At 38.3% G+C, this 26,931-nt stretch carries 21 protein-coding genes and 1 pseudogene; 17 read left to right on the top strand and 5 right to left on the bottom strand.

Translation table 11 applies throughout. The annotated features are described in order from the left end of the window. Window positions 1-334: 334 nt before the first annotated feature. The 5 genes from ACFQI7_RS32780 (at window position 335) to ACFQI7_RS32760 (ending at window position 7,201) form a co-directional block, all read left to right on the top strand. The gene (locus ACFQI7_RS32780; RefSeq protein WP_218103338.1) at window positions 335-1,492 is read left to right on the top strand and encodes a restriction endonuclease subunit S; all 1,158 of its coding nucleotides are present in this window, start codon (window positions 335-337) and stop codon (window positions 1,490-1,492) included. Then, a complete protein-coding gene (locus tag ACFQI7_RS32775) occupies window positions 1,489-3,246 on the top strand; it encodes an HsdM family class I SAM-dependent methyltransferase (RefSeq protein ID WP_218103337.1) in 1,758 nt (585 codons plus the stop codon). Before ACFQI7_RS32780 ends, ACFQI7_RS32775 begins: the two co-directional genes overlap by 4 nt. A gap of 4 nt (window positions 3,247-3,250) precedes the next feature. Further along, window positions 3,251-4,924, top strand: coding sequence for an AAA family ATPase (locus ACFQI7_RS32770; RefSeq protein WP_218103336.1), 1,674 nt, complete (start codon window positions 3,251-3,253; stop codon window positions 4,922-4,924). A 22-nt stretch (window positions 4,925-4,946) separates the two neighbouring features. Next, window positions 4,947-6,038, top strand: coding sequence for a hypothetical protein (locus tag ACFQI7_RS32765; protein WP_377518281.1), 1,092 nt, complete (start codon window positions 4,947-4,949; stop codon window positions 6,036-6,038). A gap of 422 nt (window positions 6,039-6,460) precedes the next feature. Next, complete coding sequence (locus tag ACFQI7_RS32760) at window positions 6,461-7,201, top strand: HAD family hydrolase (RefSeq protein WP_218103334.1); 741 nt, start codon at window positions 6,461-6,463, stop codon at window positions 7,199-7,201. Between the two features lie 247 nt (window positions 7,202-7,448). Here ACFQI7_RS32760 and ACFQI7_RS32755 read toward each other — a convergent pair. The 4 genes and pseudogenes from ACFQI7_RS32755 to ACFQI7_RS32740 form a co-directional block, all read right to left on the bottom strand. Then, a pseudogene (locus ACFQI7_RS32755) lies at window positions 7,449-7,620 on the bottom strand (transposase); the annotation flags it as partial. A 268-nt stretch (window positions 7,621-7,888) separates the two neighbouring features. Further along, entirely contained in the window at window positions 7,889-9,133 is a 1,245-nt protein-coding gene (locus ACFQI7_RS32750; RefSeq protein WP_377518279.1) for an ATP-grasp domain-containing protein, read from the bottom strand. Next, window positions 9,130-9,378 carry an acyl carrier protein gene (locus ACFQI7_RS32745; RefSeq protein WP_218103332.1) on the bottom strand — a complete coding sequence of 83 codons (249 nt, stop codon included), beginning with the start codon at window positions 9,376-9,378 and terminating at the stop codon, window positions 9,130-9,132. The genes ACFQI7_RS32750 and ACFQI7_RS32745 overlap by 4 nt, the downstream gene beginning before the upstream one ends. Window positions 9,379-9,394: 16 nt before the next feature. After that, window positions 9,395-10,153 (bottom strand): helix-turn-helix domain-containing protein, encoded by a 759-nt coding sequence (locus ACFQI7_RS32740; protein ID WP_218103331.1) that lies wholly within the window; start codon window positions 10,151-10,153, stop codon window positions 9,395-9,397. 664 nt (window positions 10,154-10,817) lie between these two features. Here ACFQI7_RS32740 and ACFQI7_RS32735 point away from each other — a divergent pair. The 12 genes from ACFQI7_RS32735 to ACFQI7_RS32680 all read left to right on the top strand — a co-directional run bounded on the left by ACFQI7_RS32735 (window position 10,818) and on the right by ACFQI7_RS32680 (window position 25,200). Beyond that, on the top strand, window positions 10,818-12,020 hold the full coding sequence (locus ACFQI7_RS32735; RefSeq protein ID WP_218103564.1) for an acyl-CoA dehydrogenase family protein: 1,203 nt from the start codon (window positions 10,818-10,820) through the stop codon (window positions 12,018-12,020). A gap of 17 nt (window positions 12,021-12,037) precedes the next feature. Then, entirely contained in the window at window positions 12,038-12,283 is a 246-nt protein-coding gene (locus tag ACFQI7_RS32730) for an acyl carrier protein (protein ID WP_218103566.1), read from the top strand. Window positions 12,284-12,840: 557 nt separating this feature from the next. Then, window positions 12,841-13,659: a hypothetical protein gene (locus ACFQI7_RS32725; RefSeq protein ID WP_377518276.1), complete on the top strand. Its 819-nt coding sequence runs from the start codon at window positions 12,841-12,843 to the stop codon at window positions 13,657-13,659. Between the two features lie 198 nt (window positions 13,660-13,857). After that, the gene (locus ACFQI7_RS32720) at window positions 13,858-14,469 is read left to right on the top strand and encodes a deoxynucleoside kinase (RefSeq protein ID WP_377518274.1); all 612 of its coding nucleotides are present in this window, start codon (window positions 13,858-13,860) and stop codon (window positions 14,467-14,469) included. A 23-nt stretch (window positions 14,470-14,492) separates the two neighbouring features. Further along, the gene (locus ACFQI7_RS32715; protein WP_377518272.1) at window positions 14,493-15,329 is read left to right on the top strand and encodes a class I SAM-dependent methyltransferase; all 837 of its coding nucleotides are present in this window, start codon (window positions 14,493-14,495) and stop codon (window positions 15,327-15,329) included. Between the two features lie 30 nt (window positions 15,330-15,359). Then, window positions 15,360-16,079 carry a hypothetical protein gene (locus ACFQI7_RS32710; RefSeq protein WP_218103553.1) on the top strand — a complete coding sequence of 240 codons (720 nt, stop codon included), beginning with the start codon at window positions 15,360-15,362 and terminating at the stop codon, window positions 16,077-16,079. A 183-nt stretch (window positions 16,080-16,262) separates the two neighbouring features. Then, entirely contained in the window at window positions 16,263-17,336 is a 1,074-nt protein-coding gene (locus tag ACFQI7_RS32705; RefSeq protein WP_218103552.1) for a hypothetical protein, read from the top strand. 29 nt (window positions 17,337-17,365) lie between these two features. Next, window positions 17,366-19,009: a carbamoyltransferase family protein gene (locus ACFQI7_RS32700; RefSeq protein WP_377518270.1), complete on the top strand. Its 1,644-nt coding sequence runs from the start codon at window positions 17,366-17,368 to the stop codon at window positions 19,007-19,009. Between the two features lie 16 nt (window positions 19,010-19,025). Then, window positions 19,026-20,183, top strand: coding sequence for a nucleotidyltransferase domain-containing protein (locus tag ACFQI7_RS32695; RefSeq protein WP_377518268.1), 1,158 nt, complete (start codon window positions 19,026-19,028; stop codon window positions 20,181-20,183). A 417-nt stretch (window positions 20,184-20,600) separates the two neighbouring features. Continuing rightward, entirely contained in the window at window positions 20,601-22,337 is a 1,737-nt protein-coding gene (locus tag ACFQI7_RS32690) for an ABC transporter ATP-binding protein (RefSeq protein ID WP_218103528.1), read from the top strand. Further along, a complete protein-coding gene (locus ACFQI7_RS32685) occupies window positions 22,321-24,048 on the top strand; it encodes an ABC transporter ATP-binding protein (RefSeq protein ID WP_218103527.1) in 1,728 nt (575 codons plus the stop codon). Before ACFQI7_RS32690 ends, ACFQI7_RS32685 begins: the two co-directional genes overlap by 17 nt. 108 nt (window positions 24,049-24,156) lie before the next feature. Continuing rightward, the gene (locus tag ACFQI7_RS32680) at window positions 24,157-25,200 is read left to right on the top strand and encodes a hypothetical protein (RefSeq protein ID WP_377518265.1); all 1,044 of its coding nucleotides are present in this window, start codon (window positions 24,157-24,159) and stop codon (window positions 25,198-25,200) included. A gap of 694 nt (window positions 25,201-25,894) precedes the next feature. Here ACFQI7_RS32680 and ACFQI7_RS32675 read toward each other — a convergent pair. Further along, on the bottom strand, window positions 25,895-26,905 hold the full coding sequence (locus ACFQI7_RS32675; RefSeq protein ID WP_218103233.1) for a hypothetical protein: 1,011 nt from the start codon (window positions 26,903-26,905) through the stop codon (window positions 25,895-25,897). Window positions 26,906-26,931 lie beyond the last annotated feature (26 nt).

The following is a 26,931-nucleotide window of genomic DNA, read 5'->3' as shown; positions in this document are numbered from 1 at the left end:
TTGGTGATAAGATGGTGTTATAGTTTGTCTCAGCAATTATGGCGTAAAATGGGGGTAGTGGCACAAACAAATTTAGCTGGAATGACATTAAGCAAATATACATTGCAGCTGGAAACCGAGGGATACAAAACTGTACAGTGACAGGAACTTGCACTTGGTAAGCCACCAGAAGGTCGCTTGGAAAATACCTATTCCGTCGACGGCGCAAGGTATGAAGGCAATAGGTTATGGAGTGTAGGTTATAGGATGTAGAACAATAAAAATGTGCGGCGATCATTCCGAGATATCTGATATAATGCTGTTTATATACTTTCTTACTAGGGGATTGGTTGGAATGGAAAAGGGCCGTTGGCGGGAGGTTCCGCTCGGAGAACTTGTCGCAATGGGAGCGAACGCCGGAAGGCGCTGGTACGTGGATGTCGGAGGGGAGCAGCGAATCGTTGGCTACCGAAGCTTGTCAGATGATCCGATGCTCGCGGCTGACGATCCGCGTCTTGAAGACACAGAAGGGAACAAGGAGTACATGTTGTATCCGAAAGGTACCATTCTCGTTTCCTTGGGTCGATATTCGCGCGGCGTCGGCATGCTGCAGGAAGCTGCACTCGCAGAGGTGAAAATCTGCGGTCTACACGTCCATGTAAGTGACGTGCTGCCGGAGTATTTGTTTCATGTGCTGCGGTGGTACCGAACGAAGCAGGTGGACAGATGGAGTCAGCAGCGGTTGAAGAGCTGGCCGATCCCGCTGCCGCCGTTGGTTGTACAACGCGATATCATCGAATTTATATCGAAACTGCGGGAGATCCAGCATCGCCGCAAGCGGCTAATCGCCATGGTGTTGGATTATACGAAGGCCCAGTATGAGACGATCATTGTGAAACGGTCGACGTATCAACCCCGAGGCACGCTAAGCGATTGGATTGCCCACGTCGAGGTAGGCCGTCAGATTCCCGCGCATTCCCTGCAGGAAGGCGTGTGGTATTGGAAGGGAAGGCCCGATCCATTCCGCAAGACGCCGCGATCTGTGGAGGCCGGAGACCGTGACAATGAATGGTTCATCCAGCATTCTGCTGTGTTTGCCGGGCCAGGCGATATTTTGTGGTATCGGCACGCAACCGAGCAGACCGAAGGCGCGGTGCTCGTCCATCGATGGGAACGACCGGTCGTTATCTCGAACGACTGGATCAAGGTCACGCCTTTTCCGGACGTTCCCTCGGAGTTCTTGGCGTCGTACATCAAGGCAAATTACCAACATGCCGGATCATTGTTCCAATACCGGGATCGAGGCCAAATTGCTGATGTGATCTTGCAACTGCCGACTGTAGTTCCATCCGAAAGTGATCAAGAAGAGTACGCAATGATTGCGAGGGCGGCTGAACGGATGGCGAATTCGAATAAAGCTGCGATCCGTAAGTTGAACATTTTGGATGAGAGTTATATGGATGATATGTTTAAAACCGGAACAATAGACGGACGAAGCGAGGAAGTCGAATGATCACGGAAAAGGATATTCGTCATCTAACAGATGAGTTGTGGAGAATTGCAAACCGAAACGGGATGGCCGAGCCAATTACGGTGTTCGAGCATTTATCCTATCTTATTTTTTTTAGACTGCAACAGCGCTTCGAAGGCGATAATTATTCGTGGTATGACTTGATGGAGTTATTTCGGAAGAAGGAATATCAACAAGCTATTGATGTATATCAGAAAAAATGGTTAGGGTTTACTCCGATTGGGTCCAACATTCCTCCCTCGCCGTTTCCCTTTGACATCAAGACGCTGCAACAGCTCGTCATGTTTTTGGATGAGGCACTTCCTTGGGTCCCCGACGATACCGCAAACGAGGCAATCTATGATACTCTGTTAAGTCGAGCGATTGGCATCAAACAGGGCATTGTGCTCACGCCTCATTTGCTTGCTAATGCGATGGCAAGATTACTGGCAGAGTTCAAGCCGATTCAGCCTAGTCGGGTGAACGTTTGCGACCCCGCATGCGGAAGCGGATCGTTGTTAGCTTCTTTATGGAGTGAGCTACACACACGGGAGTTTGAATTTGCTAGGCTTGACGGGTTCGAGGTCGTGACTTCGTTTGCTAGAATTGCACAAGTAAATTTGCTGTTCCGACAAGGTCCTCACAACGCGATCCATAACGAAGACAGCCTAGCCCTATCAAGCGAGTGTCGTGGGCGATATGACTATGTGATCTGCAATCCGCCATTTACGAAGAAGCCCGATTGGGTAGCCGGGCCGATGTGGTACTCAATGGGGGACAACGCGAAGCAGGGCACGCGAAGCTATCAATTTATCGAGCTCTCTTTGGCATTATTGAAAAATGGCGGCCATTGCGCGATTGTCGTTCCGGAAGGCCTATTGAGCAGCATCCAGCGGTACGATGTGGATTTCCGGCGGCGTTTGCTCGAACGGTATGAACTGAATGGCGTAGTTTCCCTTCCGTCTGGAATCTTCCCTGGGATGGCCTTGAGAACCTCTGTCCTGCTGCTGACTCGTCCAAGCGATGGGGTGGTTCGCACTAGAGAGGTATGGTATTACGATTTTGAGCAAAAGGCGCCCAGGTTGCGTACAGATGAGGGATTGTGGGAAGAGCTCGTTGCTTCATGGAGGACGTATCTTGCCTCCGGTACCGTATCGGACATCAAAGGTGGTCGTACATGGACAGCCACGCTCGAGGAAATCGAACAGAACGAGTGTCAGTTAGGAGCGACGGTTTATAAGCAGCATCTATTTCCCGAAAAAAAACACATCGACCCTAGTCGATTGCTCTACGAAATCGTCGAGCTTGAGAAGCAGCTCCACAGTGAGATGGAGGAGCTGTATAAGCTCCATCACCGAAACCGACCCGACGTCGATTTACGGGAGCCGAATGCTCCCGAGTCAGGAACAGCCGGAGCGGAGGCCGAGCTATCCTCGGTACTGCAAGTGCTGCGGGAGCACTTCTCGAGACAGCAGAACCTTCTACTGGATGTATACATGGAAACCGAGAAGCCGCTGGCCATCCACGAAGCTGCGAAACAGGCGAACCGGATGCTCGGAGAACGAATGAAGCTGGGCGTGCAGGAAGCGAATCAAATGACGGAACTGTTCGACGCGCTCGGCTTGCTGGAGTCGGTTTCGTCCGGAGTAATGCGCTATCCTAAGCAATTCGACGACGAGGACGAGCGGATTATTCAGGTGCAGAAGCCTGTCACGATCCTGCTGTGGAAGAAGGCCGAGCGGCTGAGAAGGAGTTAGCGGCATGAGATTGCAATCGATCTATATTAAAGAGTACAAGCAATTGCGGGAGTTTAGGATCCATTTCAAAAACGTGGAGCGAAGCGTCGGCAAAGACCCTTTCCGGTTTCTCATTGGCCGCAACGGAGTAGGGAAGTCATCGCTTCTGGAAGCGATTGGGTTGATCTTCACTCGGATGCTGCAGGATGAAACGCCGGGCTTCGCTTTCGAAGTCGTATATGTGATGGATGTCGGCGGCCGGCCGGTTACGATTGCGGCTCGCCCGAACGACGGCAGCGATCCGGCGGATCTGGAATCAAGGTTGCAGGTGGATCTCACGAATGCGGACGGGGAGAAGAAGCGCCTTGATTTGCGGAAACAGCCGTTCAGCCAATGCAGGGAATATCATCCGCGCCGCATTATCGGATACGCTTCCGGCCCGACGAACGGGTTCGAGGACATACTGCTTACATCCCCGGTGGAGTCGATTAAGAGCGATATTTACGACGCCCGCGACGGGGCCCGAGAGGAACAGGATTACGACCTCCAAGTCCTGGAAATTGAGCAGTCGCTCGTCAATCTGCAGCGCGTATATGACGACGCTTCGTATTTGTATATCGACGGCAAGACGTCCGCGTTGGTGCTGCTCTGTCTTAGCGCGGCGATCCCTTCGATCGATTCCGATACGGACTCCCGATTCGATAATACCTATATCGCGCTCCGAAAGAAGCTGTTCGATATGATCGGCGGAATCGTGCCTATCGGAATGACCCTTGTCGTCGATGAGGAGCGGCTGAAGGAATACGCGGAGACGAAGCAGCGTTCAATGCGGCTTCAGCCGTTGATCCGTTGGATGAGCACCCGGAGTGAACAGTCCGGTGACCAAGGCGTGTCCCACGCCTGGTGCATCTCCCGCATGAAGGAGACGTTATCGGATCATCTATTCACCGCAACGATCCACAAGGAAAGAGTGGCCTATTTCCCTATCACAGAGCAGGAACAAGGCGCGTACCACTGCCTCGGCCTTGGCATGGACACTCACCCCTTCGAGTTGCTGACGATGCTGCTCATCGCGAAGCGGGAAGGGCTCCTGCTGGATGCCCACTTGGTGTTCAAGCATAAGCAATCAAACAGGCTGTTATATGAGAAGGCGCTAAGCGACGGCGAATATTTGTGGCTGGGTCGACTAGGGCTCGTGCTGCTGGCTCGCTCCGATCCGAGCGGGGACGCGCTGTTTCTCTTCGACGAACCAGACATTCATCTGAACGAGTCGTGGAATGAGCAATTCGTCGAGCTGCTGCATCAGTTATCCGTTACGTCTGATGGGACGACGTGTAACGAGTTTATAATGGCCACCCACTCCACCTTGCTGTTAACGGACGCCGATCCCGATCAGCTCTACTTGCTGGAGCGGACGAAGGAGCATGAAACCCGCGTTGTGTCCATGGAGATCTCGACGTTTGCGGCGAACCGCGCCGACATCTCGAAGCGCATCTTCGGTGTCACCTCACCGATTGGAAAATATTCGAGGAGGCTTATCACGGAGAAGTTTGCGTCGGACAAAAAGGACGAGCTTTTAGAGCTCGCCAAGAAGGTTGGACCCGGTTATTATCGTTTCCGGATCCACAGCCAGCTAGAGCAACTGGAGCAGCAGGAGAGGGGAGGGGACGACGATCTTACTCCAGACGAACAAGAGTAATTGCGCCAACGATCTGGACCTCGTGTGCCGCTTTGTCGAACAGGTTCTCGGTTACGTGGCGACCGACCTGCGTCCATCCTTTGATCGTGCCCATTTTGAAAATACGTTTGCGGGACAAGGGGTAGAGTGGTTTCTCGATTATAAAGCGATCCGTGAGGGGCTGACTGGGCTGTATCGGCTAAGTCGGCAGCAACGGAGATTGCTCTATGATACTTTTAAAGCAGATATTGTGTTCGCTGCCCAGCTCGGGCGAGCCGATTACCAATTCTCCTATCCGGGGCTGCCCGCCAGCGTGAAAGAAATTGCGAAACCACTCTTCGAGGCGCTGTACGACGATATTTTAGGAGGCTCGACGGGGTTTCGGATGACGGGACTTCGGAAACCAAACTTGCTGCGTGGTCATGTGCGGCGAGGGTTCTTCGAGGCGAATCGGAAGAGGGATAATCAATTCAATCAAGTGTGTCCCGCGTGTCTGGGCATGATCGAGGTCGACAGCGAGGACGGGCATGCGGATCTTGATCATTATTTCACGAAGTCGATCTATCCGACGCTCTCCGTGTCGTCGGATAATCTAATCCCGCTTTGCAAGGTTTGCAACCAAACGATGAAACGCGCGAAGGACCCGCTAGAGGGCCATCGCGGACCTGGTCAGCTCGCGTTTCTGTTCCTTCCCTACCATCGACCTGGCATTGAATCGATCACAATCGGACTCGATCAAACCGAGCCGGACGAGAAGATCGTGGTCGGGGTCCGAAGAGAAAAGCAGGCCGACCGCGTCAGAGTGGCGAATTTCGTGTCGCTATTCGAGCTGAACGACCGTTGGTCTGGGAGAATTAATTCCAGCTTGTATGAAACGATCCGGCAGGACGTGATCAGCGACTTCCTAGACCCGAATAAGGCGGTGACAGAACAGGCTGTAAAGGACAAACTGACTAGCCTGTTTAGAGCAAAGATGAGCTCAAAATCGACAGTGCCCGATGCTTATCTGCTCGCTAAATATGTAGAAAAGATCATCAAGCGCCCCGAACTGTTGGCCGCCTTTTATCGGGAGGTTACGGAGGTTATTGACCTTGAACGCGAAGCGATGCTGGCCATTGAACCGGAAGAAGAGTGAAGGCGAGGTGTGTGAATACGTTCACGCTCCTAAACCTTCCGTACAGAAGTTGAAGAGAACGTTCAGGAATTCATTAACGTTGAAGATATTGAGAATATCCAGTTAGCGATGCGTTACTTCAACTACACTTTGTTATTTATCTCGACTGAGCATAAGGTAAGCGAGACTAAAGACTTGACTTTGAATCAATATTTAGACCGTGCAAAGAAAAGAGGAGTAATTTCAAAAGATGACATCATTGATGAGAAACAAATAAAATTGCTGGTCTTTTATTTTATGCCTTCGCCATGTGTCTCAGGAGGTATCTTTATAAGAAAATCATTTGTGCCGAAATCTGCCTTTTGCGCATTCCAGTTCGGAATGCCTTCGACGTTTTTTGAAGGTTTTTACTCATTTTAAAAGTAAGTGGGGTAAGAGAACGAATGTTGCAAGATATTGATGCGTTTATATTCGATTTAGGCGGAACATTAATAAATTATGAAGGATTTCCCATTTATTGGGGGGGTTATTACGATGAGGCTTTTAAAGCTGTATCCTATAAGCTAAATCTTAACTTATCCGAAAAACATATAAAAACATCAACGGAAATTTTGAAAAATTATAACCCTCGAATAAATCCAAGGGAGTTTGAGTATAATCCTAGACTTGTTTTCTCCGATGTTATAAAAGAATGGGACCATTCAACTGTTATGATAGATGATGTGATCGAATCATTTTTTCAGTACTTTCAAAGAAACGTATGTGTATTTCCTGATACTGTTGAAGTTTTAGAATATTTGAAAGATAATCACTATAAAGTTGGTGTTCTAACTGATATGCCTACCGGAATGCCCACAGAACTGATAATTAGGGATATAACTACTATTAAGGATATGATAGATCTTTTTTTATCATCAGTTGACTGTGGGTTCCGAAAGCCAAATAAAAAAGGCCTTGAAATTATTGCTAACAGTTTTGGAGTCAATCTAAAAAATATTGTTTATATTGGAGATGAAGAGAAAGATATTAAAACAGCTAAGAATGCTGGGGCAGTATCAATTTTGATCAATAGAGAAAAAAAAACAATATCGTATGGTGAGGATATTCAAATTAATAGCTTATCTGAAATCAAATGGCTTCTATATCGTGGGCTGGGTGATAATTCAGTTATAAATAGAGAATAGTTTTCCGATAATAACCATAAATATAAAAATAGTATTCCAACGCGCGCGAATCCCAAGCGCGCGTTGCGCCGCTGCGCGGCGGGAGGTCGGTCGAACCACCATTCTTGAAAATAAGAATCGATCGATACCTCTACCAGATTGGATCGCAATATTGAGAGTAACCTCATTATCGACTTATGAAGCGAAACCTTGATTGAATATAGCCTCTAGCTGGCATGATGTCCTTGTGGTTAAAGCCCCATTCGCATAGGAGGCTTCCATCCTGCTTTACCTTAAAATGGATCGCGTCTAGGAAAACAACGGTATACATTTTTAGCAGTGGTCGTTTTTGCACTCCTTAATAATGGAACAATCTTATTGGTGATGTTCGAAATAAGGGTTGGAGAAACCTACACACTGTACAGATATTGCAGGTGATCTTAACTATCCGTCGTGCTTACATAGCCTTCAAGTCAATCGTTACTTACACCAAATGCCCGACAATCATAACTATAGGCATAAGGGAGGGTATCTGCTGTTTGTTAACTACATGTTGGAAATCACCCAAAGAGGAGTCAATCTGGCTCCCTTTATCTTGAGTTACTTAAAAAACAAGTAGTAAGCTGGTTTCTAACTGGCGATCCCATGTATGTAACCAACTCAACCTTCTTATTTCTGAACATTTACCATGGGAATGTTGTTAAAATCTTATAACTCTTGCAGCCTTTGAAGCATGTCAAGCACCTTATCTTTTTCTTGGCCATAAATCAAAACATACAAACGGTATATTGTCTTACTATTATCTGGAAGGGTATAGTTAGCAAAGGTGTACACTAGGAATTTATTGGTTCCATCGGGTTGGATGGCATTCTTTATTATGCTTAAAATTGTTTCAAATTCCAATCTTTGATTGGATTCATACTTAATATATTGACTATAGATATGTGAATAATTCAAGATTAACCTTTGAATTAAAGGGAGTAAATATGTTACTTGTGTAAACCGCGCATTTATCTCAATAATCGGATATAGCCTCCCGCGTTCGTCAATAATTGAATCTACCCCACATATCCCGATAAAATCTTTATCTTTGAGTATCTGCCCAAGCCTTAACATTTCTCTTTGATATTCGGTTAATAAGCTCATATCGAAGTGAGGGGTAAAGCATGTGCCCAGATATACTCCATTACCATCTATCTTCTGTTCAGTAATTGCTAAAATTCTGATCGCATCTTTTGATATCCATAGTTGACTATTTATATTTCTTGTATTTGGATACCACCCCTCAATAAGCAATTCAAACTCAATGCTACGTCTCTTTATATATTTAACAAGTGTATTAAAACTGTTTATATTCTCTATTATTTTTAGGCCCTTACCCGAGGAACCAAAAGGAACTTTTATTACACACTGATCGAACCCATAGTCACATAGAAGTTGAAAAGATTGCTCCAATTCACTTATGTTTTTACATAAAAACCCATATGTTACGCGAAAGTTATTTTCCTCAGCCAATTTACGGGTAACGAATTTATTATTAATGCTTTTTACAATTTGATGTTCAGCCCCAAAAACAGTTAACTCTGAGAACGAGGAGGTATTTATGTATATATCCTCACTGTTGATATAGGGGATGAACAAGGAACGTTCTAATGGTAAATTCTGAAGTGAGTCAGAACTGTTTAGTAGTATCATTTTAGGTACTTTTATACCTTGGGTTCCTAGGTAATGGATAAAATCTTTACTTGGAGTATTATATAAGATTACAGTATCTTCTGGTTCGGCAATAATTAATAGTTGCTGTTCTTGTTGCTTTACTAGTTCCAACTGGTGCATATCAGTGACTGAGGGAAATACCTTGGTGGTGTTCCACTTTTGCTCTTGATTAATATTAAAATACCAGAATAGAGTTTTTTCATCTGTTTGTATCAAATGCCTTGGATTTTCAATCATTTCGCACCCACTTTTTTTATTATAAGATTTATTATTTTATCTGGAACATTAAAATTTTCGAATAAAAGTTCATCATCATCAAAGGTGATATCAAAACTTTCCTCTAGTTCAACAATTAAAACAACTGTTTTTATAGAATCTAGTCCAATTATGCGTAAATCGTCTCCTATAAGTATAGAACTCTCACGCAGATGTAAAACGCGGTTGATATTTTCTAAAACTTTATGTTGAACTTCGCGAATCATCTTTTTCCTCCCTGAATCATTTACCACTTCTTCTAAATTGCATAGGAGTAAGGTCGTAGTATCTTTTGAATAAATCAGTGAATTGAGAACAAGAAGCATAGCCAAGTTTTATAGCAATTTCTCCTACTTGATAGTCAGTATTTTGTAGTAATTCTTTTGCTCGTTTCATTTTAAGATTTTGAACATGTTTAATAGGAGAAATTCCAAAAACCTTCGAATATGTGTTACTTAAATATACATGATTGCATTTAATTAGATACGCTAAGTCATGCAAAGTTAGTGCCTTCTGATAATTACTTCGAATATATCGATTAACTATGATAAGCCTGTTATCAATTTTCCCATTTATATCTTTATTTCTTATGTGTACTAAATTGTCTCTTTCTACTGAAATATCAAACCAGGAGTTCATTTGCTCTTCAAGTTTATTCAAAAGTGTTAAATTTCTAATTTGTGAATACGCCTCTTTTAAAATACTAGAAATAAACGAGGGGGGGACACTAATCCTTTCAGAAATTATACATTGATTATTATTTGTAGTTTGAAACTTTATCGCTTTTACTGAGGTGCCCTTATTTTGATTTCTATTGTAAATAATCATTTTTTTTCCAATAAAAATTCCCCCATAAGTTAGTTCGGTATTATAATATTGTCCAGAATGGACGACTATGTCTTTATTACTCTCCAGTAAATAAAACTCATTCTTATCACAATTCCAAGTAGACTTCCTTAATGGTGCAATATATTCCTCAATCAGTGAAGTAATATGAATCATGTAAAATTAATTCTCCTTGATTTAAGTTACATATTGATGTTAATAGCAAGGTGTAATAACTATTGATGGGATTATCAATTTCGTTAATTATATAAATTATCACAAATGGTATATGTTTACAATAAAAATAAAATCATTACATTTGAAGATTATTACGGAAAAACTATTCGGAATCTGAAGCTCTAGAGTTGAATTCAATTGTATACAGTTATGCCGGAATAAGTTATTCATTAGTAACATGTTAACAAGTTGCAATTCGAGTATTTCTAATCTACTGATCAATTATCTAGGACCATCTAACACTGCCTGTTTTGAATCAATAATATTATCCAATATTTAGTTAAAAATGAAAAAAATTATTAATAAAGTACTGAATGTAAAGAAAATATCCAATTATACATAAAATATGGATATTAACTTAATAATTAGCTATATTTACTTTTAAATGGTTATGAACTCGACTTTCGCAGGGTGATAATCGTTAAATAAATTACAACAACGTTTTAAAGAAAGATTACACAACCACACCAATTGTGGAGATTGTTACCTGGCCATATAAAAATTCCAGAAGGAGTGTTAGTATTTCCAGCTACAACAAGACCTGTTTTATATTGCGAGAGATGAGTTATTTTCTTGATTATATGTTATAAGGAGTTGAAATATCTTGTCTTTACCGGACGTTACAAAAACATCATATGATGATAATTTACGTGAAATAACAAATACACTACTAAATAGAGCAGGTAATTATGATCAGTCAGGTTTATTTCCACATGATAATTTTGATCTCATCGTTCAGCATGGATTGAACAAAATAACAATCCCCGAAGAATATGGGGGATGGGGCTTCGGATTCGAAAAGACAAGTGAAGCTATTATTACTTTAGCTTCGGGATGCCCGTCGACTGCCTTATGTTTATCTATGCATTATTATACAGTTGCAGGGTTGTCAAAATTGCTTTCTAAAGAGCAAAAACAATCTTTATTTAAGAATATTATTGAAAAAGGTCAATTTGTTACTTCTTTTAATCAACCCAATGTTAGTATAGTGCATGCAAATCAGGATTTATCTAATAGCACTGAAATTACTATTACAAAAGTGAATGGGGGATATACTGTAAATGGTTTGAAAAAATATGTATCTGGAATAACTAGATTTAATTATCTACCTATATTTGGGAACCAAATAGGTATTGAAAAGAGCCGATATGGAGTTACAGCAATGTTAGCATTAATTGATGATCCTGGTGTAAGGATTAAAGAGTCGTGGGACTTTTCAGCCTTGAAATCGACACTTAGTCATGATGTAATCTTTGAAGATGTATTTATTAGCAATGACAGGCTAATAGGAAGGGAAGGTTTTGGAATTGAGGATACACCCTCTCTTGTCTATTGGTCACGCTTGGCGATTTCATCCGTATACTTGGGTATTGCAAAAGCTGCTTTAGATTATATAACCAAAGTTATTAAAGAGAAGAAGGATAAAATATCGAGGAAGACGATTGCTTTTTTACCGGGGACACAGTTTGCACTCTCAGATATAAAGATAAAGTATGATGCAGCGGAGAGTCAATTAATGATGTTTGCTAAACAAGCAGATCAAGAAACTATAGCTGGAAGGTATACAGATCAGTTATTTCAAAAAGCACTTATGACAAAATATTTTGTATCACATTCTTGTAATGAAATTGTTTGGCAGGCGATGCAGATTGAAGGTATGAATTCACTATTCAAAGGTAACCAATTAGAAAGGTTATATAGAGATGTAAGAGCCGCAACTTTTCATCAACCTAACGATGATTTAATCAAAGAAATCTTAGCAAAGAAGGCTCTAGGATTAATAGTTCCTAAAAATAGATGGTTATAAGGGAGGACAATTGAAGAATGCCAATACTTATAAATCTAAGGACAGAAATTGAATCGAAGGTCAAAGAGTTACTGCAAGTAGACGGCAATATACAATTAGATCAGGATTTAACTTCTATTGGTCTAGATTCAATGAGGTCTGTAGGATTAATAGTTGATCTTGAAACACAATATAACATTTCATTCAATGACGATGAATTATTAACTGAAAATTTTTCTACAATTAATAAAATCGTGGAGAGAGTTCAATCAAAATTGACTTAATACAAAGGAGCCATTCCTGTAATGAAGTAATTTTTGAACGGAAAAAGCGCCTTCAGTATACTGGGCAACGTTCGGCCAAGAACAATACCCGTGGAAGAAATGAGGTACTCAACATGAAAAGGTAAAACAGAAACAAATCAACGGAGGATTACAAGAAATATCGATTCAGTGCTAGTGGTAGGAGCAGACATAGCCAAGAAAAATCATATTGCATGAGCCGTGGACATCCGAGGCATTGAGCTGGGCAAGGATTACTTGTTCCAAAACGCCCAGCGAGGGTTCACAGGCTAGCAGCATGGATGAAGGAGCTCGGACAGGCGCACAGTGTGACATGGGAGGATAAACCTCGAGGGCTGACGTGGAGATCCGCAATGCGCTCATAAAAACTACCTAATTTTTGGAAAAATGGTCCTGAGCTCTGTTCCTGCCTACGCATAAACGAGTAATCGGTCCGTCAACTACATTCTCTTCCGTATACTATCAAAATTTCAAAGTTGAAATACTAAGAATTTGAGATAAAACAGGAGAAAACATTATTTTGAGTGGGAGGATAAAAAATGGTCCTTGGTTCATTGGATAAAAATATTATTGCGGAATACTATTCTTCCTATGCAAAATTGCATAGCACATCAAAAGGTTTTATATCTAATCTATTATCCGATATGGATGAGTGCATACTAAAAGAAAGAGCAGAAAATGAGTATGAAATAAAATTTAAAATATTAGAAGAAGGCTTGAGGATTCAAGAATATTTATATAGATTTGAAGATTCATTTACGAGAAGTAGTAGATATTTGGTAGACAGAGTTCAAGAGTGTACCAATATGACTAGTTATTTTTTTACAGACCAAGAAAAAGAATATTCTATATTTAAGTATAAAAATGAGACAATGTTAAAAATTAAAAAGCATAGGATTATAGAAGGGGATCAATTCCCAATATTCGTTAATGAAGAATTATTTCATACGAAATCAAGTGAAATCATTTCTCAAATTATGCAACCTGCTATTATTTATAAGGGAAGAATGGTGAAACATCGAATAAAGGACTTTATTGTAGATACTATTGATGGGCGAGTTTACTCATTAGCAGTTACAATTTGTGAGGCATCCGGAAAACTACAATATCAACTCGAAGTAGAATATTCCGGTTACATCAAGGGATATGGTCCTTTTATTGAAAATCATGAAAACCAAATAATAGAGAGTCTAGAGGGCCTTGCTTCATTTGTTTATTCCAATTTAAAAAAAGTAATAACACCGGACACTCAACGTAAATTTGAATTTGTTATTGCTAGTACGGACTATGACAGTATTGAGGAAATTATAGATTTCTCAAAACAAAAAATATTAAAGGAAGAATTCGGAGTAGTCTAATTCAAGTTGGAAGTAAATTCATCGGTAATCTACCTACATTGATATAATGCATGTCAAGTTGATTCTAAGAATAAACTCTCTCACAATAACTTTTTTTGAGTTTCTAAACCTCTAAAGTTATGCAGGTGATTGTAAGTTTCTATAATTACCGAAAATATAAAACTAATGTTAATTAAATATTATAGGGGTGATTGATTTGTGAAAAAGCCAATTTTCATTTCAGGACCACATGGGTCAGGTAAGACAACATTGATAGACAAATTATTATCAAACTACGGAATGTTTGTTGAAAATAGTTTTGATATTGATTTTATTTCACAATTTCCAAGTATAAAAACACTTTCACATTTTGAGAGGTGTTTATTAAGGTTATATCACAGAATATATATATCGTATTATGCTGATCAGTTTGCTCAGATGCAAAATGGAAAAGTAACATTAGTTAGTCGAGGCATCTATGATTCTGAGGCATACATCAATGTTTATAAGGAGTACGATTGGATAACAGGCGAAAACAGTAATACTTTAGATTTTATATTAAGAAATAATACGTATACCCCATATACAATTGTTCTTAACCCTCCTGTCGAAGTGATCATGCAAAGGTTGGAAAAAAGAATTGAAACTGGTGTTAGAGGGACACGAGATAAAGTATTTAAGATTGAAGATACTTATGAGTTTGTCAAAAGCTTGCATAACCAATTTATGCTCTTCAAAAATAGAAAGAATATTCTTTACATCGAAGATAACACTGAGAAGGAAGTTGAAGCTATTCTACACTGGATAGAAGAGATATCTCGAAATAATTAATAAAAGTTATGAGGGATTATGTAATGAATATATCAACTGAAAGTAGAATGAACACTAAAAGATTTGAATACTTGTTTAATAGACTTGATAGTAGATGGAATTCTCCTTACGCAATTAAACGTTATATACATAGAATAAAAATTGAAAAAATATGTAGTCAATTAGAACCGGGCGAGTCTCTACTTGATGCAGGAAGAGGAGGATCGGTTGATGGCGTATTAGGAGTTTTTGCCGCAAAAAAAGGTTTACAAGTTACTATTAGTAACGTATCCGAAGATAATTTAGATGTAATAAAGTACTTTGCAGAGTTACAAGGAGTTAGAGAGAAAATAATATTTGTTAAGTCTAATCCTGATAATTTAGTTTTCGATAGCGAAACATTTGATATTGTAGCATCCTTGCATGTGTTAGAACATCTAGCTGATTTTAATAAAGGACTAAATGAAATTTATAGAGTTACGAAAAAAAAAGCAATCATCGCATTGCCAACGTGTATTAATCCATGTGCATTTTCCAGACTTGGTGGTGCAGATTACTTTAGATTTACTTTACTAAGTCCTATTGCCTTTATATATGGGTTTATTAGAATTATCTATCATATTTTAAAAGGGGATGATGGTGTAGAAGAAACAATGGAGGAATTGGGACAAACAATAAAACACAAATGGCGATTCCCATGGAAAATGAGAAGTAGCTTACGAGGGGCAGGGTTCGTTATTGATAAATTCGAGCCTGATTCGGTTTGTATTCCATGGTTTCCATTCATGCTTTCAATTATGAAATTTTTAGATCGTTACAGTCACTTGCCGCTCATCAGAGAGTGTGGATTAGGAAGCCATGTATTTGTATCGAAAAAATAATGTCTAATTTTATTGAGGTGGATGTTAGGAATGGCAGAAATAAAGTTTGTGAACAAAATTGATAATTTAGTTTTTTTGAAAAATATAATTGTAAGTTGTACGAATAAAGATGGTTTACTATCGAATAAAAAGAAAAGCGGGGGATTAATAGAAGGTATTCCGGAAAATGGATTATTGGGATTTATCGCAGAAAAAAATAAAGATGTACTGTTTTTATCAACTGGAGAATCGTATAAATTAATTAATGATGCGGGGTTAAATGTTCAAGAAATATCCGATTATACTGGTTATCCGGAAATGAAAACAGGACTTGTAAAATCACTTCATCCTAAGATCCATGCTGGAATTCTTGCACATAAATATACTTTAGAAGATGCTCAATTCATTGAGGAACATAATATAAAATACATTGATGCTATAATAATCAACTTTTACGATCTTCAGGCTACGTTAAATAATAAAAATTCAACAATTGAAATGATTAGACAAGCAATTGATATTGGTGGACCTTCAATGGGTCACAATGCAAGGAAAGCTTTTATCAGTACCGCACTAATAACTGAACCAGATCATTATTGTAAGTTGATAGCAGAATTAGCTAAATATAATGGGGCTGTATCTTTAGAAATGAGAATCGAGCTTGCTAAACTGGCATCAACTAGAATAACTGAGTATCTAATAAAAGTTGATGCTGCAATTCAACAATTAGAGATTCAAGATGTATTGAATTCATACCAGGTACAGGTTTAATAAAAAGAGAAAAAATAATTTTCGAGAAATAATCTAATTGAGGATCGAAAATGCTGAATCTACGGCTGCTCATGAAAAAAGTAGTATGTCGTTGAGAAAAGCATAATCGCTCCAATCAACTTTTAAAGCAGACAAACGTAAATAGTTATGAAGAAACAAATTACATTTAATGAGGTGAGTAATTTGAAATTATTTACTGATGAAGAAAAGGCTCAAATAAGTGATTATGGCAAGCAAGTAATTGATTATAGACGAACAGGTATTAGTTTAAATCATATTATTGGATGTCCATTAGATTGTGGGTATTGTGTTCGTCATTTTTGGGGTAATTTTGAAATGAAAGTTCCTCAGTTGTTATGTACTGATGACGAAGCTGTGAAATTGCTATTAAACCATAAGTATTTTGTTCCAAATGATACTACGGTTCAGTTTTTACATAAAGCAACAGACCCATTTTTGCCTGCGGTAAAGCCCCATACTTTTAATGTACTAAAAAAATTAGATGATCTAGGGCTAGAAAATATTGTTACTTTTATTACACGTTTTATCGTAACGGAAGAAGATATGAATTTTCTGGAAAGTTTGAGAAATATTAGAGTGGCACTGTTTTTTACATATTCAGGAATTAAAGATCAAAAGATAGAACCAATAGCTAATTCTGGTATTACACTTAATTCTATCAGAACAGCATCAAAATATAAGAATAAAGTGAAGATTATTCAATACTGGAGGCCTATAGTTGCTGGGTGGAATGATGATGATGAAACAATAGAACATGTATTAAGTATCAGCAGTTTGTTTGATGCTATTGTGTATAAAGGCTACAGACAACGAGAAGAGAATAAGTCATATCTAAAAAGTAAGGGTGTAGAAATTTATGATCAAATGCAATATTCAAAAATTGTAATTGAAGGTATAGAAGAGAGAATAATGTCTAAATATAAAAAATTAGATATTCATACGCCGATATTTAAGAAAACTTCTTGCGCCATATCTTATGTTCACAGTATTGCAGATTACAATGGAAATTATGGTACAAAAGATCTATGTCATTTTTGTCCGGATGAACAAAAAAGGCGATGCGCTTCCTCAAAAAAATTACCTTCACTTGATAGTATTAAATACTCTCTGAAACAACATGGATACGATGCAAACTATAAAATAGAAGAAGACAACATTTATATAAGTGGTTTGAGCAAAGAGGACAGGTATTTTATGCAGCATGTATTAAAATATCCTCTACTTGAGATAAATTAAGATTCTGAGGGACCAGGAGGATTAGATGAATGCTGATTTTGGGGGTAGGCGGTTCAAGTCATGATTATTCAGCTTGTCTAGTTGAGGATGGTAACATTAAAGTTGCTATCGAAGATGAAAGAATCACAAGAATTAAGCATTCTAGAAATCTAGGGATAAGAGCTTCAAAAAGCAGAGCTGTATATTACTGTTTAGACACGTACGGCAAAACTCTTGATGATGTAGATTTGATAGTTGGTAATGATCTTCTTGACTTAAATCCAGCATACTATTACAGGTTTCGCGATAGAATTATACTAATAAATCATCATCTATCACACGCTTGCAGCGCTTTTTTTGTTTCCCCGTATGAAAATGCCGCAATACTAATAGTTGATGGCCATGGCAGTATGTTTGATACAAGCCCAGGTTCAGAAACTTTGCTTACAGAGACAATTACCTACTATTATGGAGAAGGAAATAATATTACAGAAATAAAGAAGATCAACTCAAAAATGAAGAGAGTTCGCCCAACAACGATAGAAGATTCCATTGGACGTTTTTATCAAAGGCTTGGGACTGAAATTGGTTTTCCATTTACCGAAGAAGGAAAGACGATGGGGCTAGCACCTTATGGGACAACAAAATACGTGGATGAGTTTTCCAGATACTACTCAATGGATGGAGAAGGTAACTTTAAACAAACATTCGAGCAGAAAAATAATATGATAAAATTCATTTCGAATGAACTGTTAAAAGCAGAGAATAACGATGTCTCTTTTCAAATCAAAGCAGATGTTGCCTACGCCGGACAGTATCATCTAGAACAAGCTATTATAAAAGCCGCGAACTTTATTTATCAAAAGACAAAATGTAAAAATCTATGTCTAGCTGGTGGTGTCGCGCTAAATAGTGTTGCTAATTTTAAAATACTTGAGAATACGCCTTTCGAAAACATCTTTATCCAGCCTGCTGCCGGTGATGCGGGCACATCCATTGGAAGTGCGTTGTATGGTCATTATGTTATAAAAGGGAATGTGAGGAGCCCTGCATCCATTCCATTTTCTCCTTATCTAGGGAAATTATATAAAGATAGCGACATAATCGAACTGTTAAAAGAGTATAGTAGTGAAATTTTTTTTCAAAAACCAGAAGATATATATACAGAAGTGTCAAAATTAATTTCAGAAGGGAATATTATAGGCTGGTTTAATGGACGTTCAGAAATTGGTCCACGTTCTTTAGGTAACCGTAGTATTTTGGCTGATGCAAGAAATAGAAATATGAAAAACATTATTAATGAAAGGATTAAACATCGTGAGATGTTCCGTCCTTTTGCACCGGTTGTTCTAGAGGAAAAGCAGTCAGAATATTTCGATTTAAGTCATCCGTCGTACTATATGTTATTAGTTCCTCCCATTCATGTTGAAAAAAGAAATATCATTCCCTCTGTTGTTCATGTCGACGGTACTGGTCGGGTACAAACGGTAAACAAGGATTTAAATCCTCAATTACATAGTCTACTAACTGCTTTTTATAATATAACTAATGTTCCAGTTTTATTAAATACATCATTTAATGATAATGGTGAACCGATAGTTGAGACTCCGAAGGATGCTTTACAATGTTTTTTGAAGATTGATTTGGATTACCTAATTATGGGAAACTATTTAATTAAAAAGAAAAGCGTTTAATAGGAGGATGTTTTTTGTGAACCATCTGTTTACAAAGGAACAAAAATTAACATTATTGCTATCCAAATACACAATAAATGAGAGTGATATTTCTGAAGTTTTTGACTTGATAAATGATCAGGATCAAATAAATTGGAATGCAATATTTAATTATTCTGTATTACATAAAACGGTGAATATTGTCTATAAAAATATGGTAGCTAACAATATATTGAAATATAACTCGTACTTTAGAGATTTATTTAGATATATATGTATTGGGACTAGTGAAAATAATAAAAATATGTATAAACACATTTTACCTTTATTGGATGAATTAAAGCAAAACAATATTATTTGTGTACCTCTTAAAGGTATTATTTTAAATCAAATAATATATAAAGATACGAAGTTAAGACAGAGTGGTGATTTTGATATTCTGGTTCAAGAAAAAGATTTGTCAAAACTCACCGATTTTCTGATTTCTCGTGGATTTGTGCAGTCTCTTGATACAAAAAATCTTGTTCCAGCATCAAAAAAAATGAAAATATTTTATCGTATGTCAACACATGAAGTTGTCCCATTTCTCAAAGATACAGGTGACGACTTTTGTCCGGTTTTAAATCTTGATGTACAATTCGATATTTTTAGTCGCGCGAAACATACACGTGTTTATTTTCCTATTGAAAAACTATTTGATAGTTTAAGGGAAATAAATGTAAATGGACATCAAACAATATATTCCTTAGCACCTGAATATAATCTCTTGCAACTTTCGTCACATGTATTTCGGGATATGACAAGAATTCAAGACATTAGGTCCGGTCGTGATTTAAGGTTAATATACTTTGTAGATATTTATGAATTTATTTCACATAGCATCACAGAAATTGATTGGGAAAAGTTGGCGTCAGAATGCTTAGAATATCATTGCAATCATATGCTTTACTATGTTTTATATCACGTTGAGTTATTGTTTGGCCCTATAGTTCCTCGAACCTTTATGGAGAAAATTGCAGTAGAAGATCTTCAATTCGTAAATAGATATGCGTTTGAAGAGATAGAATCATTCTTGTGGAATATGCCATTTCATCAAAGGTTATTTGATCTGTCGAGAAAAAATGAACTTAATAGTATTGATTCATCTAAGTTAACTGAATCAAATAGATACTCGGAGGTACTTTCTACGTATTAATTGCGAAATACTGATTAGTTATAGAATTAGGGACGACCATTTGTCGTTATCCTAACGTAGTTACTCCACCAACCTGGTTATGTCTAATTTTTTTGATGAACAAACGTCCATCAACCTAAATACCGGGAAAAACTATTGGTTGGATACACCACTGAGAATTTATATCCAATCGAATATTTTTACACGTTCAAGGGTTAGAAGAACCCTTTCGTATTAATGGGAAGGAGTGGTCATTAAAGATCAGTAAATACTTAGCCGAATGATAAACGCTTGTGCTGACAATTAGGCACAGGTGTTTATCTAAGTGTTTGCATTAGTGTAAACATTAAAACGTTCTTAACTATGGAATACAACTAGCCTTCAGTGGAAACTTGATGTCCACTGCGTTATTCCTAATGTAATGAAAGGAGTTGCAATGTGCAGTCTTTGAAGGTATATATTTGGGTATTATCGTACCTGCGCAAGTATATCGTTCCTTTCACATTAATATTGATGACAGGAATTATTATTTCCGGCTCGATGTTGGCCATTCCCAAATTCATTCAATATTTGATTGATAGAATCATTCCGAATCGCGATACTAGGTTACTACTAACTCTGATTATCATTCTTATATTTTTAATCGCTATTAGAATTGCCGCGACAGCAGCCCGAAACCTGCTACAAAGGTATGTTCAGGAAAATACATCAAGAGATCTGCAACTTTCCTTGTTCCAGCATCTTCGTAAGTTAGGCTTTACTTATTACGAAAAAAATGCTGTCGGTGAAATTTTATCGATGTTTCATACTGAAGTACCTGCGGTCCAAAATATTTATAGAAGATACCTTCCATACCTCATAGAAAAGATAGTGACGCTATGCATTTCGACTGTTTTATTGTTCTCCATAGACGTTAAACTTGCGTTAATTATAATTCCATGCTTTGTATCTTACTATATGTTCGGCCCATACTTCGAGAAGAAACAAACACAGTATGCCAGAGCGGGGACAAAACGCCGTACAGAATATAATAAAAAAATATACGATAGTCTATCCGGCTTACTTGAATTGCGAATCCAAAAAGCAGAGTCATGGGATATCACTCAGTTGATGGAAAAATTCAACGCAAACCGGAGTATGTGGCTTAAAGAGCTTTTATTCGCGCTTTTAAGAGGCACGTCCCGTAGAGTTACTGTTAATATCGGGGCGCTGATTATGTTTGTTTTTGGTGCTTATGCAATTCGATCCGGTGATCTACTGGTTGGAGAGTTTGTCGCTTTTATATTTTATTATTTTCAAGTTATGTGGGACTTAAGCTACGTCGTAACTGCTCTAACAGAACAGCGGATGCTACTTATCCAAGCTGAGAAATTGCATCAGTTTATTCATAGAATACCGGATTTGAGAGAGCCCGAAAGTCCAATTCTCTTACACGAGGTTGAAGGAAAAATAACATTTCGTAACGTTTGTTTCGGATATCAGTTGGGTGCCGACACGATTCAAGGATTTACCTTGGATATTCAAAAAGGGGAACGAGTCGCCATTGTTGGATCGAGCGGTGGGGGCAAGTCAACGCTTATTAAATTAATTGGCCGCTTTTATGATCCATATGCAGGCGAAATCTATTTAGACAATGTGCCAATAAAACAATTATCTTTTAAACAGCTCCGGGATTCAATCGGTTACGTCTTTCAGGAAACGTATTTATTCGGTTCCAATATAAAAGAAAATATTCGTTTCGGCAATCCCGATGCAGGAGATGATGAGATCATTGAAGCTGCAAAGGCGGCTTACGCCCACGAATTCATTACACAACTGCCGCAAGGATATGAGACGTTAGTTGGTGAACGGGGGACAAAACTTTCGGGCGGGCAAAAACAGCGAATCGCAATTGCGCGAATGTTGCTAAAAAAACCAAGTATTATATTGCTTGACGAGGCGACATCCTCACTTGATAACGTTAGCGAAAAGGAAGTTCAATACGCACTACAACAATTGTTGGAAGGACGGACAACGATCGCTGTTGCGCATCGCTTATCTACTGTCCGACATTATGATCGGATTATTGTAATGGAGCAAGGAAGGATCGTTGAAATGGGTACTTATGATGAACTCTTCAAGCGAAAGGGCAAGTTCTACCGTCTCTTAGAAGGGGAGGATGCAACAAGTGCTTAATGTGATTTGGCTCTTTCACAACATAAAATTTATGATTTGGAGCCTACTTCTAGCTGGTTTACTGTCCATATTAGATATGGCCTCATTACTCGGCATAACTGGTGTACAGAAGTGGTTGATTGACGAGGTATTCATTGAAAGTCGGTACGATATGCTTCCGCGGCTTTTATTAATTTTTGCTGCACTGATTATCGGTTATAATGCCATTCACTTGATTTCATTCATGCTTAATCGTTTCAATGCTTATCGACTGCAAGAAAAGTTTACGCTTGATATGATGCAATACCTATATAAAATGCCGGTAAAAAAATATCATAATCAACGAGTTGCCGACTTGGCAGTTAGATTCTCGGATGATATCGGAGCGGCGTCGAATATAGCTTCGCAACTTATTCCCAATGGAATAACTGATTTAATGAAAGCTGTGGTGCTGGCCGTCATTGTCGGCTTGAGCAGCCCGGTGATACTAGGTATTATTCTCATTCTGAGTGTGGCATATATTGCGATGGGCAGATATTTCGGACCGAAGAATAGAGAAATAGGGAAGCAGGTTCAGAAGGCTCGGTCAGAAGTTTTGGTGAATATCGAAGAAGGGATATCCTCCACCCGAGAGGTACTCGCCTACCATCGCACAGATTGGGAAATTGACAAATATAACAAAAACTTCTCACGCTTCTTTGATATAATTATGAAAGAAGGACGGATCGGCAACAAACAGTTGATATGGAGCGACTTTTTTCGCTGGGGAATCAATTTGACGGTGTTAGCATGCGGCGGTTATTTGGCGTTCAATGGGCAGATAACCATAGGCACCTTTATTGTTGTTTATCAATTTGCTACTCAGTTAATGGACACTATGAAGAGTGTTTTCGATTTCGCCATGGGGTTTGCCGCGCGCATGGCGTCAGTAGAACGAATTCGTGAGTTTATTACTGAAACTGAACCTCAAAAACGAGAATTGGTATTTTTGGACGGCACCATTCGAAGTATTCGATTCGAACAGGTTAGTTTCAAGTACAACGATGAGACGGACTACATATTGAACACCTTAAAATTGGATATACCGGTAGGGAAAAAAGTTGCTCTTGTTGGTTCCAGTGGAGGCGGAAAATCTACCATTGCACAGCTTCTGATTCGGTTTTTCGATCCGGCTCAAGGCAAGATTCTAGTTAACGGAATACCTTTGAACCAGATTTCACTCTCTAACTGGAGAGAAAAAGTAAACATTGTATTTCAGGAGCCGTATCTATTTCCAGATACGATTAGAAACAATTTGCTAATGGGCCGTACTATTTCTGAGACAGAAATGCGTGCCGCTTGTTTAGCATCAGAAATACATGAGTTCATCGAAAGTTTGCCCGATAGGTATGATACGATCTTGGGGGAGAGAGGCGTAACATTGTCTGGTGGGCAAAGACAGAGATTGGCTCTGGCAAGGTCTTTGTTGAGTGACCCCGAAGTATTAATTCTTGATGAGTCGACATCTGCACTGGATATGGAAACGGAACGTCGGGTGCAGCGCAACCTGGATGCGCTGCGTGAGGGAAAAACCACAATTATCATTGCGCACAGATTATCTACTATACGGGATGCAGACAAAATTTATGTAATGGATCAAGGCGTAGTCGTAGAAGATGGAACCCATGAAGAATTGATGCGTGAGGACACGCACTATAGAAAACTGATTCAGGCTAAAGTAGAAGCTAATTAGGTAATAAATAAGAGACGTCCCAAAAAATGGAGATTGCTTCAATACAATTCTACCATCTCACAATGAAAACCGCAGCGTTTGTAGAAATTCCATTAAAGGAGTATCTGTATGAGCAACGAGACCAAAATATTAACTCTTGCCGAACCAATGATTAATGGTTACCCTAAACATGCAATTCAATTATCGATACTTTGTCAACATGAATCTGCCCTTTCTTGGATACTGAGTAACTATATACAGGTCAGATGTACAAAGAGTATTGATAATAAAAAATACTCGTCGTGGTTTGACTTTTATTTTATAGACCCAAAGTATACAGACTCGTTGCTGTATTCAGAAATGCTTTCAAGAAATACCATATTAGCTTTTCATGGTAAAAAATTCATTGATTTTATAATAGAATGTATAAATCAAGGATACTACATTTATACTAGTGTCAATGAGTTTTACATTCCTAATACACGATCTTATCAAAAACGCTACTTTCCACATGCAATTCTCATTTTTGGATATAACCGTAAAGAAAATACTATAGATGTCGGAGCATTTGTTGATAAAGGTGGGGTCAGAAGCGGTGGTGGTCATAAATTTAGTAGGTTTAAGGTTACTTTTTCTGAATTTGAGAATGCTTATAAAAGTATAGAAACAATGAACAACGATCATTATTTAAATCGGTTGTATCTATTGAAAGTCAATACTACTAAAAAATATCAGTTTGACGTATTTTGGGTTAAAGAACTGCTTAGTGATTACTTGAACTCGAAAAATACTAGTGAACGATTACGAGGTTTTTATAATCCTAATAATGACTTTTTTTACGGTATGCAGGTATATGAAAACTTGAAAATACTTTACAGTCTTAACAATATTAATAATGCTGACATTAGACCACTTCACCTTTTGTGGGAACATAAACTGATCATGCTGAGAAGGATTAGATACATGGCCGATAATAATTATATCAGTCATCAGAGTTCATTAATTAATGTTTATTCTGAAGTTGAAAAACTAGCTCTTATATGTAGAAACTTACTTCTTAGACATCGTGTATCGCAGGACAATAAACGCATTGTAAAAATAACAGAATATTTAGATCTTATTATTGAAAAAGAAAGGCTGGTTCTCAGTGAGCTATTTCATAAAATTCGGTAGTTTTATGAAATAGAGAATAACTGCCTACGATATTAATTTTTTATGTCTTAAGGTAAGAAAGTGAATTAAATAAAGCTTAGGAAACAAAAGGTCTATTACTGACTTCAGAAAGTTAGAAATTGAATAGTATCTCTTGTCTCGAATAATACGGAATTAGAAGACGCGCGGCGGAGAGAGCCAGGCTTAGGGATGGAGAATGAGTAGTACAAATGCTCGATTGGAGTCGGCATTGTTTTTATCGTTATGGAAGGGTTTTTGTTATGGCGTTTCTACCGAGTTACAGAGTGAAGTCCAAGCTTTTTCATAATTCGATAGACATGCTTGCCCTATTTTCCCCATGAAAAACCTTCGGTAAGCAACGTTTAAATCCATCTTACTGATGTCTTTTTACGTTGTCTACCATGAGGGGACAATACCATATATGCGACTTTTAATGAAACAATGTTCTTGTCATTCGACATCTATATTTAGTGTCAAACATTATATAACTCCAATTTTCATTAAAAATCATAAGTTGGTAACCTTTGTCATTACAAGCAAGCGTCCTTAAATTTTTATGCATTCATTCTTCGATTGGTTATATCTGCCCCTACATTACGAAAATGTACTACGAACAACTCCAGGTCTCTTAAAAATCTTGTGTACTTTCATGATAGAAGTTCATATATTACGATTCCCACAAAATAACAATCTGTTAATTACGTATATTTCGGAGTACTTGTCGTAAAACCAATACTTCTTTCTGTTTGTTTTGAATTATTTTGTTGGCAATGGTTTTTAGAATCTCCTTTTTCATTGTAAAGTTATATTTTAATATTAAATTTCTATGTAACAATGCATCATCTACAAGTGAAGTAAGCGCTTTAATTGACTTTTCAGCATCTATCAACATCTTGTTATCGTACATATACCTAATTCTCATCAGCATCATTGATTTATGTTCCCATAATGCATGAAACGGCCTTATATCAGCTCGTGCCTGATTTTTTTCAAGATGAGATAAGTAGATATTCATATTATTATAGACACTTATTCCGTATAAAGCATTTGGATGCTCAACGTCTTTGAATGCTCGAGAAGATAAGTATGCCTTTATTCCATCAACGACAGTGTTCAATTCAAATGAAGACTCACAGTTACTTTGATAATTCAATAATATTATTGAATTATCAAAGTGGTTAATGTTTTCATCTTTTTCACTAAGACTATTTATGGCGTCTATTAGTTCTTGAAATGTACAAGTCGCGTAGGTATATTTACCATAATTAAGGTTATCAGCAATGTAAAAAAGTTTTTGAGCATAATCGTAACCATAAATAAATAAATCATGGGGGCGATCTCGGCTAGGTCTATATGCAGATATATAGAGAGTATTAACATATAGATATACATAATAACCTTGACTAATAGAATCAATAATAAAATCGAATATGCTTCCATTCCATTTACTCTTTATAAATTTTTTGTTAATTTTTTGATGCCCAAGAAAAGGACAATTCTTGTAAAATGTCCAACTATCTGAATACCTTATTATCAATCTGCCCTCAAGTGCATCACTACGCCAAGATAAAAGTTGGAGAAAATTATTCAATAACCAGGGATACGTCTCACTTAAGTTATTAGAAATAATCGAAACTGCATTAGCCGTCATAGGGTATAATGTTATAATTGGGTATTCCATAGGAAGAATTATTGGGGACTTCATAAATTATCACTCTCGCATGTATTATA

The sequence above is a fragment of the Paenibacillus allorhizosphaerae genome (assembly GCF_042659105.1).
GTDB lineage: Bacteria > Bacillota > Bacilli > Paenibacillales > NBRC-103111 > Paenibacillus_G > Paenibacillus_G allorhizosphaerae.
The sequence above is the reverse complement of the archived record's forward strand: the minus strand, read 5'-3'. Positions and strand labels throughout refer to the sequence as shown.

Coding starts and splice junctions, on each gene's coding strand:
- ACFQI7_RS32730 (WP_218103566.1), top strand. CDS start 12,038: ATGCCAATACTTATAAATCTAAGGACAGAAATTGAATCGAAGGTCAAA.
- ACFQI7_RS32760 (WP_218103334.1), top strand. CDS start 6,461: ATGTTGCAAGATATTGATGCGTTTATATTCGATTTAGGCGGAACATTA.
- ACFQI7_RS32710 (WP_218103553.1), top strand. CDS start 15,360: ATGGCAGAAATAAAGTTTGTGAACAAAATTGATAATTTAGTTTTTTTG.
- ACFQI7_RS32715 (WP_377518272.1), top strand. CDS start 14,493: ATGAATATATCAACTGAAAGTAGAATGAACACTAAAAGATTTGAATAC.
- ACFQI7_RS32750 (WP_377518279.1), bottom strand. CDS start 9,133: ATGATTGAAAATCCAAGGCATTTGATACAAACAGATGAAAAAACTCTA.
- ACFQI7_RS32675 (WP_218103233.1), bottom strand. CDS start 26,905: ATGAAGTCCCCAATAATTCTTCCTATGGAATACCCAATTATAACATTA.
- ACFQI7_RS32745 (WP_218103332.1), bottom strand. CDS start 9,378: ATGATTCGCGAAGTTCAACATAAAGTTTTAGAAAATATCAACCGCGTT.
- ACFQI7_RS32775 (WP_218103337.1), top strand. CDS start 1,489: ATGATCACGGAAAAGGATATTCGTCATCTAACAGATGAGTTGTGGAGA.
- ACFQI7_RS32685 (WP_218103527.1), top strand. CDS start 22,321: ATGCAACAAGTGCTTAATGTGATTTGGCTCTTTCACAACATAAAATTT.
- ACFQI7_RS32770 (WP_218103336.1), top strand. CDS start 3,251: ATGAGATTGCAATCGATCTATATTAAAGAGTACAAGCAATTGCGGGAG.
- ACFQI7_RS32780 (WP_218103338.1), top strand. CDS start 335: ATGGAAAAGGGCCGTTGGCGGGAGGTTCCGCTCGGAGAACTTGTCGCA.
- ACFQI7_RS32740 (WP_218103331.1), bottom strand. CDS start 10,153: ATGATTCATATTACTTCACTGATTGAGGAATATATTGCACCATTAAGG.
- ACFQI7_RS32680 (WP_377518265.1), top strand. CDS start 24,157: ATGAGCAACGAGACCAAAATATTAACTCTTGCCGAACCAATGATTAAT.
- ACFQI7_RS32725 (WP_377518276.1), top strand. CDS start 12,841: ATGGTCCTTGGTTCATTGGATAAAAATATTATTGCGGAATACTATTCT.
- ACFQI7_RS32700 (WP_377518270.1), top strand. CDS start 17,366: ATGCTGATTTTGGGGGTAGGCGGTTCAAGTCATGATTATTCAGCTTGT.